Consider the following 14,826-nt stretch of genomic DNA (forward strand, 5'->3'; position numbering starts at 1 on the left):
ATTTTGGCTAACCTGTGAACGACCAGTGTGAAAGTTGTCAAACCATACAGTTTCAGTGTACACTTTTTATGAAGCCGCAGATGATCTGCCGCAGAGCTGTTACAACCGTCACTAAGATGGATGAAGGAGATAAGATATATGAATTTACTATCGTATGGTCTGTTGGGGCTACTCGCCAGAGAGGAATCCTCCGGCTATGATCTGATGCTGCGTATACAGCCTTTTTGGCAGGCCAAGCACAGTCAGATCTATCCGCTACTGGCCCGTATGGAGAGCAAGGAACTGCTAGCCTCCCGATGGATTCAGCAATCCGACAAGCCTGATAAAAAAATGTATACCATTACCGACAAGGGAATCCATATGCTTCAGCAATGGTCTCAGGAAACGTTAGCTGCTCCGGTTACACGGGACGAATTAAGCCTTCGATTATTCTGTCTCTGGTTGACGGACAAGACGAGTGCCAATCGTATGCTGGAAGAACGTAAACGTTATTTTATTCAGAAAATCCAGCATCTAGAGGATATACTGAACGACATTCCCGCAGAAAATTTACACTTTGGCAGTAAGAATTTCGGTGACTATATTTTAGTGCAAAAAGGGCTTTTAAATGCTAGAGCAGGCCTGGAATGGTGCCAAATGGTGCTGCGCATGCTGCTTGCCGGTGATGTCAGAGCAGACACGAATCCGTTTTTACTTAAACCCTAAAGCTGAACGTTTTTATCAATCCGTGTATGGGATTTATGTACGTTATCGTTTAATTTTTTAAAAATTAAAATTCTTTGAAACCCTTTTCCATGCTATATCGTATTACGGGTAAGCGGTTGTTTGACCTATAACACAAATTACTAAGGGGGATTATATTTACATGAAAAAGACATTCACTTTGAAAAATATGATGATGCTGATGATGGCTTTCACCCTACTCATTGCTATGATCGCACCATCTACAGCTGATGCAAGGCGTGGTGGCGGATTTAAATCCGGACCAAAATCATACCAATCTACACCAAGCAAAGCGAATGACAGCAGCGGCATCAATAAGTCTGATAGTGGAACTAAATCTAGTGCTACTACGGGCAACACAAGCAGAACCGGTGGGTTCCTTGGTGGCGGTGGTGGGTTCCTCAAAGGTATGATGCTGGGCGGCTTGGCAGGTATGCTCTTTGGCGGATTGTTCGGCAACATGGGTGCATTGGGTAGCTTGCTTGGTCTGGTCGTTAACGTTCTAGCTATTTATGTTCTGATTATGGTTGGTGTAGGTATCTACCGAGCTATCAAAAATCGCCGTAGACCAGATGATTCTCGTGGAGGACGTTACTAAGTTATGATTTTAAGCATGGATGAGATTGTCAATGCCATTTGCCTGCATATGGCTGAACGCAAGGGCGTACAACCAACCGATGTGGTTGTGGAGCTAAGCTGGGATGAAGATACAGGCTATACAGCCGAAGTTCATGTCCAGGGACGCAGTCAATATCTAGTGGAAGCTAATATGATAGAAGCGATTCTGAGATATCTTCATTCCGAATACAATATTCGTGCCTATCGCGAGCAGGTCAGATTGGATCTGGATGAAGAAATTACTGCTATTGTCCAAATTTAATTAAATTGCATAGGCAATCGTACAAACTTATTTCCAAACAGAAGAACCGCTCTTTGCCTGATGGCAAGGGCGGTTCTTTTTTTTCTCTTTTTTGTCTAATGGATCATCATGGTTGTATGCGGCACCCTTTCGAGCAAGCCGTTACCGTACATTTCCCGAAATGGCTGCTCTTCCATATGGATATAACCGATATAACAACCGCATTCTTTCATCCGGCACGGACGCTGGGCGCTCAGCCCCTCCAGACCGTCTCTGTACAGGTGTCCAATCACACGGCGATCCTGATAGCAGTGTTTTACTCGTCCGTCACCTTGGACGTAAAATACATCTTCTCCCGCGCGACATGCTCGCCCCTGGCTACTATAATCCTTTAAATTCCATTGGAAATAGGGATCTATCGCAGTTAATTCGGCAACCTCAGCATCCGTATAATAATGGGGGCGGTCCTTGTAGGCGTTGACCCACATATATACTTCTTTTGGAAGTTGCGCCCGCAAAGAACGAATAGCCGGGAACGCCTGTCTCAATCCAACTGTACCGACACTATAGGAAATGCCAAGTTCATATAGCTTCATAGCCTGCGATATAAAAGCTTGCTCTTTGGTTTCTCCAGGATGATATGTAGCCCACAGCGCAGCTGTCTCTGGATTTAGTTCTTTTGTCCAATCCAGCTTAGCCGAAAGGTTCGTCTGTACGGCCACTTTTTCCACATGCGCCATATGGGAGAACTCAATCATGGTCTTACGATACCAGTAATGAATCAAGGCTTCTCCATATGGATTAAAAAAAATGGAGAGCTGGTGCCCCAAAGCGCCCTGCTCTCGTACCCAATCAGCAAAACGTTCCAACTGCGCCCGATCCTTGTTCAACGTTTCCCGACTATCGACGTTTTTACTGAATGGGCAGTAAGGGCAAGCATAGTTGCATGAGGTCAGCGAACCACGATAATATAAGGTCGCTCTCATGCGCCTACATATCCTTCCATACGCTCACGTACTGATGTGGAAATCATCCAGTCCCCAATCGCATCGGAATAGGCCATTCCTTCCTCCGTAAGTCGAAGCGTGCCCTCCTCGACCACAGCCATACCCGATTCTAGCAGCAGTGACATTCCTGTAAAATCGTCTTCCAGGGATACACCGAAGCGCTCTGCATAGGCGCATAGTTCCAATCCTTCCCGATGAAGAAGTGCCTTCAGGATAAAGCGCCGCTTACGCTCATCCGCATTTAAAATAAAGCCGTAGTCAGCCAGATCATGACGCTCCGCCGCCACATAATCCGCGATAATACTACGTGTGGCTGCTGTACTGACACCATACCGGCTGGCATAGTGTACATCGCGTGTATAAGAGCGTGCTCCGCACCCCAATCCAGCCATGCCCTCCTCCTGGCAACTGTAGGGCAAAAGCTCTTTGCTGGATGTACCCTCATTTTTAGCAAAACGGCGCATGGAATATTGTACATATCCTGCCTGTTTGAGCCGTTCACGCGCTACTTCATACAAGCTAAGGCGAATATCGTGATCCAGCCCGGTATAGCCGGGCTTTAAAATCGTATTTTCACGAATATATAACGGGTAAAGAAAGATCTCTCCTGGCGAATAAGACAGAGCTTCCTCCAGAGAATACAGCCAGGTTTCCACCGTTTGACCAGGCAGACCATAGATCAGATCCACGTTGAGCAAAGGAAAATTGTATTCTACCAGCCGCTCAAGTGCTTCTCTAACAAGCTTTGGCTTCTGAGGTCGGTATATGGCGGCACTTTCTGATTCCACAAAGCTCTGGATTCCCATGCTGACACGATCTGTACCGCGGCGCTTGAGCACTTCCAGCCTATCCTCAGTTACAGTGTCTGGAGAGGTTTCAACTGAAATAGAAGCTCGCTTGGGGTCCAATCCCATAATATTTTCCGCAATGTCAAATAAACGCCCCACCAAAGGAGCCTCCAATAAGGTCGGTGTACCACCGCCAATCGCAAAACGCGAAAAAGGCCGACCCCCCATAATTGGAGCCCATTGCCGAGCTTGTCTTTCTAGCGCATCCACATACTCCTTATGCACATCCTGACGCTTGTCTGGCAAAGTGAACAGGTTACAAAATCCACAGCGAGCTGCGCAAAACGGTATATGCATATACAAAAAATAGCTTTCCAACTCTTCTTTCTCCCACAATTCCTGCAATGGGAGCGGTGTATCGAACGAACGATAGGCCGTTTTATGCGGGTAAGAATACAGATAGGAGCGATAGGGAGCTTCTCGGATCGTACGTGCCCATTCTACAGGAGTATCCGGCCACTGAAATCTAGACGTTACTAAATTAGTGTCCATTCCCGGAGAAGTCTGGGTTGCTGGGCCCATTGGATGCAGGTGATTCAGATTCATGGCTTTCATTTCTGCTCCTTCCTCGCGCTGGATTGGATTGTTGATCATTTACCAGTGCAAACTACGTTTCTTTTTGTCCTACAGTATAAATTCGCGGTAAGGCACATTCCACACTACCTCATGCGCCAGGCGATGCCCTTCGTAGCCGTCTTCCCCATAAGCTGTACCATGATCGGAAAAAGCCATGCAAAACGTCTTGCCACGCTTCCGCAAAGCATCAAACAAGCGTCCAAGTTCACCATCCACATACCGCAAAGCTGCTCGTTGAGACTCTACTGAATCTTTTGAAGAGCCCTTTACAAAATAATGATTAGGCCCATGGATGGCTGATACATTCATAAACAAAAACAAGCGCTGTGCAGGGTCTGCCTTTTCCAACAGCTTCAAGGCATGATTCACCTGATGCTCTGTTGAACGAGGGTTGGTAACGCCAAAGTTCATGCGCCAGTAGCTCTCTTGAAAATATCCGGGCAGTACCTTGGCCAGCTTGTTCTTCTTCGTAAAAAATATAACGCCGCCGATACAGATGGTCCGATAGCCCTCGTTCTCCAGCCCGGACACAATGTCCGGAGCATCGAACAGCCAGGTATGTGGATGCGTACGCAGTCCCGTATCTTTTGTGTGAAACAGCCTGACATGTGAAGCCTTATCCGTATTGGCCGGAGTCGGTAAAAATCCGCCAAAAAAAGCATGGTGTGCAGCATATGTAAAGCTCCCTGGTGTATGGCGCTTTTCCCACGACCCGGAGCCGCATAAATTCGGACAGTTTTCTTCCTCCAGCTTGGCTACATCATAACGCAGGGTATCCAGCGTAATCATGACAATATCATGAGAGCCAACAATTTGATTCATATCAGTCATTATCTGTCTTTCCTTTCCAAAACTACGCTCCTATTAGCAAGGTGCAACATTTCCCATTCATATGGATTCCAACCCTGATGTTCAACCCGGTACAGTAAATCACCGAACGGATTAACATCCAATACGTAGGGACGACCACCGTGAGCCGGAACAAGCACATCCAGTCCAGCAACCATGGACGCCGGAAAGACCCTCATGGCGGCTTTTGCAGTATGCTGAACCGATTCCACCGTACTTTGTGGTAGTTCGGCTTCCTCCAGCAAGAGCCGCTCATTACGCAAATGTAGATTTGTGATGGGGCTGTGGCTCAAACGTAAAACCGCATGACAAGCTTCTGATTCACACACGAGTTGACGCACATCATAAACACGTCCGTTCAAGGTCGCTTTGGGAATCCAGCGTTCCACATGTACCCCTTCCGAACATAGCCAGTTAAGGATGGCATGAATATCCTGCTTGTCTGTATAACGACGCAATCGTCCGGCATTATAATACACACGCTGTCCGTGTATGATCTCTGTTCCAATCGTAGTTACCGCCAGTTCTGCATGCGTTTTGGGATGTACTTGATAAGCCATGACACCAGAAGCGCCTGACCCGCAAAATATTTTCACAAATACGCGGTGAAACCCACTCTCTTTCATAGCTGCATGCAGATCAACAGCATCACGAAAAGCACCGCCTGAAGCTGTAAGCACAGGCGGGACCCTGATGTCTGCCTGGTCTAATACGGCGCTACAACGCCGTTTGTCAAACATGACGGCTACTTCCGCAGGATCGTTCATCCAGCGCGACGAAGGCCAGAGCCGATCTACTTCATGCCGCAGCCAAGCCAGCAGACGGCAATAGCCCCGGAACCATTGTGCCGGGTGCCAAATGCGACCACGCTGTTCCTGCAAACGGCGCGCTTCTGCCGCTAGTATACCTGTGCCATGTGCCCATTCCGGCCATGGCAACAGAGAATCGTCTCCCTCGGCATCCGGGGCGCCCAGAGCAATCAACTCCCGCTCTACCTCAAAGTTTTCGCCCGGTGCATCCAGACGTAGCAGCGGGCCTCTGTCCACCCGACCTTTCAGTAATTGATCAATGCTCTCTTGCAATTGGACACTGCCATTCACGCTATCTTGCGCAGCTTGTGCAGCTATCCTGACCATCAGTTCGTTCAGACTGTGTTTCTCTCGAATGGCCCCCAACACATCTGTATAGGAGACCTCCAGAGCTGACGGAAGCATTAATCTGCTTCGTGCTTCCTGCAGCCCCGTAGTTCGACGATTCCCCGAATTACCGAACAAGATAAACGGCTCGTTGACATTACTATCCCACATCTTCATCATAGAGCCGCCTCACTTTTATTCTTTTTAATTTTAAAGTCAATCCGTTTTAGAAATCCATTGGAGCAAATTACTCTGTCAGTGATGGATAGCGCCAATCATCTTCTTCATCTGCTTCTTGTTGATCTTCTACGTTCACAGATAAACCAGAGTTCTTCCAGCGCCCCATCATTTCACTAGACATATAATGATAGCTCAAATCCAGATGTTTCAGTCCTTTTATACTTTCACTAGCCAGCAACGCTTCTGCACCTTGATCAGACAAAGTACCTTGTGAGAGATCCAGTACTTCCAGTTGTCCAATCACAGGGGCATTAGCAGCAGCAACGGCAATTTCATCCTGTATCTCACTATCTTTGAGTCCCAAGTATGTAAGTTTGGGAAAAGGATTGCTGTCCAAAAACGGTAAAATATCTTCCAGTTTACCGTCAAAACCATAATCCTCGACACCCAAATACAGCTCCAGCTTGCGCAGTTCAGGCAGTTCGGCATTACGGATTTGTCGAAGGACGCTCACAGGTAGACCGCCACAAATAATAACCAATTCTTGAAGATGATTATGGCGAAGGGGTTCCAAGCTCAGATCCTGGCTTCCTTTAATATGTAAGGATTCAAGCTTTGGAAACGCTTCTAACAGCGGGGACAGATTCGTTTGGTTAATCCATGATACCTCACACTCATCATATTCCATATCACCAATAAACAGCTTGCGCACCTTAGGAAATTGATCTTTTAGCTTCACTAACACGGGTATAAAATCATCTGGTGAATTTTCATAGGCTCCGCCCCAATCTCCAATGATCAGATCCGTAACTTGGGCACTCTCCGGCTTGGCTGCCAGTTCCTCAATAGATTTAGCCATCGTTTGGCCATTCTCATAAGCTTCATAATCTACAACCAATTTCACTTCCATCTCACAATTCCTCCGATCGCTTGTCTGAGATCTCGTAAACTATCTATTTCCAATTTAGTCTATCCTATTCTACCAATGTTCGTCAAAAAAAGTCCCAGATCGACATTAACCCTATGTAAAATGTGCAAATGAAATAAAAACAAGACAGCCCAATTGCGGGCTGCCTTGGAATGTATCCATAATAAATTTCTACTATTATAAAGAACGCAAGTTTAGAACCAAGTTATTGGGTAATTGTAATCGGTGAGTTATCGGACAGCAATGCCAGATTATTCACAATCACATTCTCTTCCTTGCTCAAGCCACTGGTAATGAGTGTTTGTGAGCCTGTCGTTTGAACAGTTTTCACTTCCTTGCGTTTCGCATGGTCGCCGCTTACTACATATACATATTCTTTACCTTGATCCTTTTGAACTGCCGCAGTAGGAACAACAATGCCTTCTTGCGCATTGGCAGCGACAAAGCTGATATCAGCCAACATGCCGGATTTCAGTTTCATGTCTGGATTGGCTACTGAGATTTTTACAGGATAACCTTTTCCGCTTGCATCCAACGGGCTTACATTTTTTACTGTACCTGTTGTTACAATGTTGGAGGCTGCAACACGAACCTGTACCTTGTCACCTGCTTTTACATTGTTGATCTGTTCCGCAGGGACATAAATCAATGTATTGACCGTACTCAGGTTAGCAATGACTAGCGCAGGAGACTGAGCGGATACCATTTCGCCCACTTCTGCATTTTTCGTACCCACAATACCATTGATCGGTGATGTAACAACGGTGTCATCCAATGCATCCTGAGCAATGTTTACATTCAGTTGTGCCTGCTTAAGAGATTGTTGGCTAGACTCGATGCCAGCCGTATTTTGAGATACTTTAAGCTGATTCTGCGCATTGCTGTAGCCGCTGTTAGCATTACTGTAGCTATTTTTTGCTGTATCATAGCTGTTACGGGCTGTAGTTAGAGCCTTTTGAGCAGCTATCAATTGGTCTTTTGCATTAGCCTGCGCATTTTGTGCATTATTATAAGCCGCTTCCGCATTCACAACTGCGGTTTTTGCTTGTTCTAATTGTGCTTGGGTGCTCGCACCAGCATCAAACAGACTTTGTGTACGTGTTACATTCTTTTGTGCATCTGCCAAAGCTTGCTGTGTTTGTTTCACCGTATTGGCTGCCGAGGAAACACCATGTGTCGCTTGTTCTACGGCTGTAGTTGCTTGATTAATAGCCCCCTGAGCCTGATTGATTGCGCTTTGGGATTGAATCACACCGCTCTTGGACTGCACTAAGCCCGAAGTTGCTTGAACCATCGTTGATTCATGGGATGCTTGAGCGGTACTTACGCCAGCTGCTGCGGCTGCTGCTGCGGCGCGAGCTTTTGCAACATTGTTACGCATATCCTTATCGTCAAGCTTGAAGAGGACTTGGCCCTTTTTAACCTCAGAACCAATATCCACAGGCAGCTCAACCACTTTACCGCCTACTTTAGGCACAATATTGACGGTTTCCGAAGGTGTTACCGTACCTGTATAAATATTTCCCTGTCCGATAATCCCCTGCTGTGCTTGACTAATTTTAACTGGAACGACCATGTCCTGAGCCGCTCCACTATTACTGGAGCAGCCTGCCAGCACTGCGCCGCCGAGGACTAAAGCCGCTAATGTACTTTCTACTCTCAATATTTTCATGATAATTCCCTTTCTTTCTGTCCGTGGAAATAATGTAAGCCATCCAGTCGATATTTTTGTATTTCTCTTTATTAAGCTTCCGGCTGTGTCTTTGCTTTCTTCCTCTGAATAAACAAAAAGATGAGTGGAATCGTGCAAAACAGCGGTATAGATGAAATGAGGAACGTATCCCCAATTCCTCTCGATGTAGCATCCAGTGTGATTAAACTACTTATGGATGACATCCATGAGCTACCCAATGTCGCCTGTAGCGTATGAGCTGAGTCCTGTGTAATGGACTCCGAAATTTGCTGGGCATGAGCAGCTGAACGGCTTTGCATAATGGCGGTCAGTACCGCAATCGCCATAGATGCAGCCACAGTACGTACAAGATTGGACGCTGTAGACGCATTGGCTACCTTGCTCGGATGAACAGCATTCATGCCGACCGTGGACAATGGCATCATGCAAATACCAATTCCCAGACCTCGTAATGCCATTACGGTTTCCAACCAGGCATGCGAAGTATCTGGCGTAAGCTGATGAAGATGATAGGTCATAAAGCTGGTTAGTGTCAGGCCTACAAGTCCCAAAGGCACAATGCCGAACTTATCAAACAGCTTCCCGGCGATAGGCATCATGGCCGCCATGGCAATGGCCTGTGGAATGAGGATAATACCAGTATCAATCGGTGACACGCGCTGAATATTTTGCAAAAACAACGGTGTAAGGAACGTTCCTCCATACATCCCCATCATGACCAGACTGGAGGCGATAACACTAATCGTATATTTTGAATTTTTGAATAATGAAATTTCAATTACAGCATTATCCTTGCCGCTTTCTACATAGATGAGAAAGACAAGTGCCCAGAAAGAAATAAACAGCAGAGATACAATCCCAAAAGAAGTCCAGCCATCACGCTGGCCGTTTGTCAGTGCGTACAAGAGTGTTCCTGCACAGGTTGCCGCTAGTAAAAATCCTGGCAGATCAAACGGTTTCGGCGTAACCTTAGGCGGCTCCTTGATGAGAAGGATGACCATTAAAATGGCAAATAAAGCAACCGGCAGACTGACAATAAACAAGAAACGCCAGTTAAACCATTCAATTAAGTAGCCACTCAGCGTAGGCCCTACAGCTGGTGCGGCCATTGCGGCGATCCCCCATATACCAAGGGACATCCCGATTTGTTCACGCGGCATGATTTTGTAAATAATCGTCATACTCAGCGGCATAATGACACCGCCGCCCAGACCAGCCAGTACACGCGCTGCAATCAGGGAAGAATCACTCCATGCAAAAATACATATTCCTGTTCCCAACGAGAACACGCTGAGCGCAAGAATCAAAAACTTTTTGTACCCGATACGCTGCTCCATATATCCGGTAATCGGGACGATTACGCCGGATGCAAGCGTGTAACCTGTAATAACCCACTGAATACGTGTCGTCGTTGACCCTAAATCTGTCGTCAATCGTGGAATGGCGACGTTGATCAGACTGTTGTTCAGAATGGCGACAAAGGCGCCTAAAACGATAGCAAAAAAGGCAAGCCAGCGTTCTTTGGAAGAATCTGTCGAAGGAGCAGCAGCAGTTTCATTGGCAGCCACATGGACCCCTCCTTTTTAAGATGTATGAATTTTTACTTCCACGTTCGTCCCAGGGATAAGCTTCATGTCCTTCGGCTTGTTCACAGCAATTTCTACAGGTACACGTTGAGTCACCTTATTAAAGTTACCACTTGTGTTCACAGCAGGAACGAGCGAAAACACTGCATTGGAAGCTTCGCCCACTTTACGAACCTTACCCTGAATGACCTGATCGCCTGCTGCATCAAGCGTAATGTCAACAAGCTGTCCTGGTTTAATACGGTTAATATCGGTTTCTTCAATATTCGTGGATACATACAGGTTGTTCATATCAACCATAGTCGCTACAGCACTACCCGGTGTTCCAATTTCATGCTCTTTCGAATAAATCTTAATAACAGTTCCGTTAATCGGCGCACGCAGTACAGACTTGCTGATCATGCTTGCATCCAGTCCTGATACATCTTGCTCGGCAATCGGTTCATTGCGTTGCAGCACATCGCCTTCTTCAACATCAATGTGGCTAATCTCACCGGAGATTTGCGGCATTACCTTATACTGATCGGCTTGAATGCGCGCATCGTCACTTTTAACAAAGTGTGTTGCCTGATACCAATAATAGTAGCCAATAGCTCCACCACTCAGAATGAGCAGCACGATGAGAATCGGCAATACAGTTTTCTTACTCACTTGTTCCACCCCTGTTGTCCAAAAAATTTTTATTATTCAACGCTAATATTTTAAAATTGAAATATTAGGCCATTAAACCAAATGTAGAGCATAAATAAACACATGGCAGCGAGCCATGCACAAGACAGGACTTGTTTATGTACGTAAGACAAGTTGATCCATAGTCCACAAACCGTCTTCATTATATTTAAATATTTTCATATAACTATTGTACATTGAAATATTATAGATATATTTATCTATTCAGGCAATATAAATTTTCAGTTTTTTCAGAATTTTTTTTCACAAAAAAGAACCTTGTTTCCAAGGTTCTTTCATGAAAAGGGATAGTTTACATTTAAAGGTTCACACAATAATCCTAAGAGAAAAGCGTAGGTCCAACTGACCGATCCCTACAGTTTTTCGCCTCCCGCTCTTCCTTCTTGTCCTTATTCGCTCTGTTCTGCTGAGAAGCTTGCTGCCCCATACATCCCCTGCAGCGACAGCGTTCTGCCGTACCATGCATATCCTCTCTGGAGTCTTTTAGTAGTCGTACGTAATCCAAAGATTGCTGTAAAGAAGCCAAACCAGGAAGAAAACGAACCTTCTTCCCTTCTAGCAGACAGTAAACTTCGATAAGCTGAGGAAGAGCTCCAAATGCATAATAACAAAATACATTTGTTAAATGATGAAATGTACTAATAACGTTAGGGTTGTAGTCCACCATATACTTTTGAATCAGCAATGAATCCGCTTGTTCTGATTGTTGCCAGGCTGCCTGAACAATCAGCGAAATATCGACCTCCAACTCAGGTACCACTGTACAAAATTGTTCATACAACATCACAGGCACCAATAAGTCATTATTTAAGGCACATATTTTTGACAACTCGCCTGACACTTTATTTTTGACATCCCAGTAATGGAACAAAGATTCAAAACTGTTCGACTGCTTAGGCCACCACTTCTCCAACACATACTGAACAGGGACTTCTCGCCGTACCTCTACTTCCATTCCAAAGTATTCGTTCAGCGCATGCCCTATCGCATATTGAACCCTTTGCCGCCAATTCCAACCCTCACGCCCTCGTTTTCTCTGTGATTGATGGATTGACTGCGGAGTTCTCCACATCTCTTCAAGCTGATAGTCGTGCAGAAGAGGAAAGCCGCTTAAGCTATCGCTATTGCGCATACCTATCCCTCACTCTCTTCTCAGGACACTCCAATGCCAGCCTGCGCAAATTGTCTTCCGTAAGCTCGGCAATTCTCCTTCTCATCATCGAGTGGATTGAATTCAATCTTCAAACTCTCCTGAATGACTGATGCGCCGCGTTCTTTGACTTTTTCCTCTACCAAGTCCACTGCGCCACAGAATTGTGTATAAGATGTATCTCCACTGCCAAATACAGCAGTCTTTTTACCAGACAGATCAAGCTCGTCTAGTTCCTCGTAAAAATCTAAAAATTCATCAGGAAGCTCACCATCTCCCCATGTATATACACCCAACAGGAATCCGTCATATGCGAGCAATTCTTGCGCGCTGCAATCATACGAAGCCTTCAACTCTGCCTCATGCCCTGCCTGACGAACACCCTCGGCGATCAATTCCGCGATTTCCTCTGTATTACCGGTCATGCTAGCATAAGCAATCATGATTTTACCCAAGTTCATCCCTCACCTTTATTTGAAATATGGGATGCTTTCACTCCCTATTAATCAAATAATATTTGATAATGATTCTCATTGTCAAATAAAAATTTTAAGCATGAAATGTATTTTGTTAAACATATACGTAAAAAAGTCGCATTATATGCGACTGTTCACTATTAAAAAATTATGGATTGTTGTAAAATATTATGTACGTACAACCAATTCTTCTTTTCATAAATAGAATGAAAATCGGGAGAGTTGTACGTACAAGTGGGATTGATTTCATTTTAATATGGAAGCGCTCTAATTACAAGTGTATTCGAAAAAATATTTTTGCTCCTTCTAACTACTTACTTATTCATGGAATCATTCGATTGTTGCTAAGGTTTGTTGTACAATAGACTCCATGTGGGGATTTGCGCAGCTTGCTGCCTAAATCCCGAATTGACTGCTGAAGGATGGATTGTACATGTATGTAGCACAAGAGTGGAAAGACTATGAAGTAATGGATACAGGCGGTGGTGAAAAGCTGGAACGTTGGGGTAATATTGTCCTGCGTCGTCCCGATCCGCAAATCATATGGCCTTTGACCCAGGAAACAGCCGAATGGCGTAATGTTCATGGGCATTATCACCGCAGCTCTTCCGGGGGCGGCCAATGGGATATGAAAAAGCCTATCCCCGAGCGTTGGACGATTAGCTATGGACCGCTTAAATTCCACATTAAACCGACCAGCTTTAAGCATACTGGTCTTTTCCCAGAGCAAGCCGCCAACTGGAGCTGGATGATGGATAAAATTAAAGGCGCAGGTAGACCCATTTCCGTATTGAACCTGTTTGCATACACGGGAGGAGCCACTACTGCCGCAGCGTATGCCGGAGCCAGTGTAGTTCACGTGGATGCAGCCAAAGGTATGGTGCAGTGGGCAAAGGAAAACGTTCAATTGTCCGGTCTGGCTGACCGACCGGTACGCTTCATTACAGACGACGTGTTCAAGTTCGTGCAACGGGAACAACGTCGGGGCAACCGTTATGATGCCATTATTATGGACCCTCCTTCTTATGGACGCGGACCTAACGGAGAAACCTGGAAGCTGGAAGAAAGCTTGTATCCGTTTCTCGAATCCTGCATGAGCATCATTTCGGACCAACCCTTGTTCATGCTGATCAACTCCTACACGACAGGTATTTCACCTACTGTATTGCGTAACATGCTGAGCATGACGATGCAACAAAAGTATGGCGGACAAATTAGCGCCGGTGAAATCGGATTGCCGATCACACACTCTGGATTGAATTTGCCTTGTGGTATTCTCGGACGCTGGGAGGCTTAATTCCTCTTATGAATCAAGATGAACTTACTCGGCAAGAGCATGCACAGCCGAATATTCCCGTCCTATATGAGGACAATCATGTCCTGGCGGTTGTAAAGCCTGTCAATGTTCCGACACAGGAGGATGCCAGCGGCGATCCCGATCTGCTGTCTTTACTCAAGGAAGATCTGAAAATCAGACACAATAAGCCTGGTAACGTCTTTTTGGGTTTAGTGCACAGGCTGGATCGACCTGTAGGTGGAGCCATGATTTTTGCTAAAACGTCCAAAGCAGCTTCTCGTTTGTCAGAATCGGTTCGAAGCCGTCATTTTTACAAGCTGTATACAGCTGTTCTGAATGGCGTTCCTGAGGCTCTCCAAGGCCGTCTAACCCATTACCTGCTTAAGGACAGCCGTACCAACACGGTCAAAACGGTTCGACCCGGCACGGCTGGTGCCAAGGAAGCCATTTTGGAATACCAGGTTGTCGGGCAAACTGCTGGACTCAGTCTTGTGAAAATTAAGCTGCACACCGGACGCTCGCACCAAATTCGTGTACAGATGCAGGCAATCGGCTGTCCCCTCTATGGGGACCAAAAATATGGCGGTAATCTGAGCCGCCCCGGTCAACAACTGGCCCTCTGGTCCTTGCTCGCTGGAGCACCGCATCCGGTCAGCAAGGAAGCAATGAGCTTCCACTCACTGCCTCCTGTCCAATTTCCTTGGAGTGAGTGGCCCTTGTCGCTTTATGATACAATGATTACTTCGGATAATTGAGTAGACTTACCACTAAGAACCCGCACTGCATGTAAACAAACATGCAATGCGGGTTCTCTTTTTGCACAGAAAT

15 protein-coding genes are annotated in these 14,826 nt (G+C 45.9%); 5 read left to right on the forward strand and 10 right to left on the reverse strand.

Annotated features, from left to right (window positions below; all coding sequences use genetic code 11):
* Positions 1-138: 138 nt before the first annotated feature.
* From ACH59B_RS14145 to ACH59B_RS14155, 3 genes are all read left to right on the forward strand, one after another.
* Complete coding sequence (locus ACH59B_RS14145) at positions 139-705, forward strand: PadR family transcriptional regulator (RefSeq protein WP_016822108.1); 567 nt, start codon at positions 139-141, stop codon at positions 703-705.
* Between the two features lie 160 nt (positions 706-865).
* Positions 866-1,321 carry a hypothetical protein gene (locus ACH59B_RS14150; RefSeq protein WP_016822109.1) on the forward strand — a complete coding sequence of 152 codons (456 nt, stop codon included), beginning with the start codon at positions 866-868 and terminating at the stop codon, positions 1,319-1,321.
* A 3-nt stretch (positions 1,322-1,324) separates the two neighbouring features.
* Positions 1,325-1,603, forward strand: a complete 279-nt coding sequence (locus ACH59B_RS14155; protein WP_016822110.1) for a YxcD family protein — start codon at positions 1,325-1,327, stop codon at positions 1,601-1,603.
* 95 nt (positions 1,604-1,698) lie between these two features.
* Here ACH59B_RS14155 and ACH59B_RS14160 read toward each other — a convergent pair whose 3' ends face one another.
* The 10 genes from ACH59B_RS14160 to ACH59B_RS14205 all read right to left on the reverse strand — a co-directional run bounded on the left by ACH59B_RS14160 (position 1,699) and on the right by ACH59B_RS14205 (position 12,686).
* The gene (locus ACH59B_RS14160) at positions 1,699-2,568 is read right to left on the reverse strand and encodes an STM4011 family radical SAM protein (RefSeq protein ID WP_016822111.1); all 870 of its coding nucleotides are present in this window, start codon (positions 2,566-2,568) and stop codon (positions 1,699-1,701) included.
* Positions 2,565-3,992, reverse strand: a complete 1,428-nt coding sequence (locus tag ACH59B_RS14165; protein ID WP_016822112.1) for an STM4012 family radical SAM protein — start codon at positions 3,990-3,992, stop codon at positions 2,565-2,567. The genes ACH59B_RS14160 and ACH59B_RS14165 overlap by 4 nt, the downstream gene beginning before the upstream one ends.
* 69 nt (positions 3,993-4,061) lie before the next feature.
* The gene (locus ACH59B_RS14170) at positions 4,062-4,844 is read right to left on the reverse strand and encodes an STM4013/SEN3800 family hydrolase (protein ID WP_017427603.1); all 783 of its coding nucleotides are present in this window, start codon (positions 4,842-4,844) and stop codon (positions 4,062-4,064) included.
* Positions 4,844-6,178 carry an STM4014 family protein gene (locus ACH59B_RS14175; RefSeq protein ID WP_016822114.1) on the reverse strand — a complete coding sequence of 445 codons (1,335 nt, stop codon included), beginning with the start codon at positions 6,176-6,178 and terminating at the stop codon, positions 4,844-4,846. The genes ACH59B_RS14170 and ACH59B_RS14175 overlap by 1 nt, the downstream gene beginning before the upstream one ends.
* Before the next feature lie 67 nt (positions 6,179-6,245).
* The gene (locus tag ACH59B_RS14180; RefSeq protein ID WP_017427601.1) at positions 6,246-7,088 is read right to left on the reverse strand and encodes an STM4015 family protein; all 843 of its coding nucleotides are present in this window, start codon (positions 7,086-7,088) and stop codon (positions 6,246-6,248) included.
* Positions 7,089-7,311: 223 nt separating this feature from the next.
* On the reverse strand, positions 7,312-8,778 hold the full coding sequence (locus ACH59B_RS14185) for an efflux RND transporter periplasmic adaptor subunit (protein WP_016822116.1): 1,467 nt from the start codon (positions 8,776-8,778) through the stop codon (positions 7,312-7,314).
* A 71-nt stretch (positions 8,779-8,849) separates the two neighbouring features.
* Positions 8,850-10,367: a DHA2 family efflux MFS transporter permease subunit gene (locus ACH59B_RS14190; RefSeq protein ID WP_016822117.1), complete on the reverse strand. Its 1,518-nt coding sequence runs from the start codon at positions 10,365-10,367 to the stop codon at positions 8,850-8,852.
* 15 nt (positions 10,368-10,382) lie between these two features.
* Complete coding sequence (locus ACH59B_RS14195) at positions 10,383-11,036, reverse strand: HlyD family secretion protein (RefSeq protein WP_013371571.1); 654 nt, start codon at positions 11,034-11,036, stop codon at positions 10,383-10,385.
* 358 nt (positions 11,037-11,394) lie between these two features.
* Positions 11,395-12,207: a hypothetical protein gene (locus tag ACH59B_RS14200; protein WP_016822118.1), complete on the reverse strand. Its 813-nt coding sequence runs from the start codon at positions 12,205-12,207 to the stop codon at positions 11,395-11,397.
* A 20-nt stretch (positions 12,208-12,227) separates the two neighbouring features.
* Positions 12,228-12,686: a flavodoxin gene (locus ACH59B_RS14205; RefSeq protein ID WP_016822119.1), complete on the reverse strand. Its 459-nt coding sequence runs from the start codon at positions 12,684-12,686 to the stop codon at positions 12,228-12,230.
* A 448-nt stretch (positions 12,687-13,134) separates the two neighbouring features.
* Here ACH59B_RS14205 and ACH59B_RS14210 point away from each other — a divergent pair, with 448 nt between their 5' ends.
* Both ACH59B_RS14210 and ACH59B_RS14215 read left to right on the forward strand, forming a co-directional pair.
* On the forward strand, positions 13,135-13,998 hold the full coding sequence (locus ACH59B_RS14210) for a class I SAM-dependent methyltransferase (protein ID WP_193191010.1): 864 nt from the start codon (positions 13,135-13,137) through the stop codon (positions 13,996-13,998).
* Between the two features lie 8 nt (positions 13,999-14,006).
* Positions 14,007-14,753, forward strand: a complete 747-nt coding sequence (locus tag ACH59B_RS14215) for an RluA family pseudouridine synthase (protein WP_016822120.1) — start codon at positions 14,007-14,009, stop codon at positions 14,751-14,753.
* Positions 14,754-14,826 lie beyond the last annotated feature (73 nt).

The sequence above is a fragment of the Paenibacillus sp. DP01 genome (genome assembly GCF_044784315.1).
In the GTDB taxonomy this organism is placed as follows: Bacteria; Bacillota; Bacilli; order Paenibacillales; family Paenibacillaceae; genus Paenibacillus; species Paenibacillus polymyxa.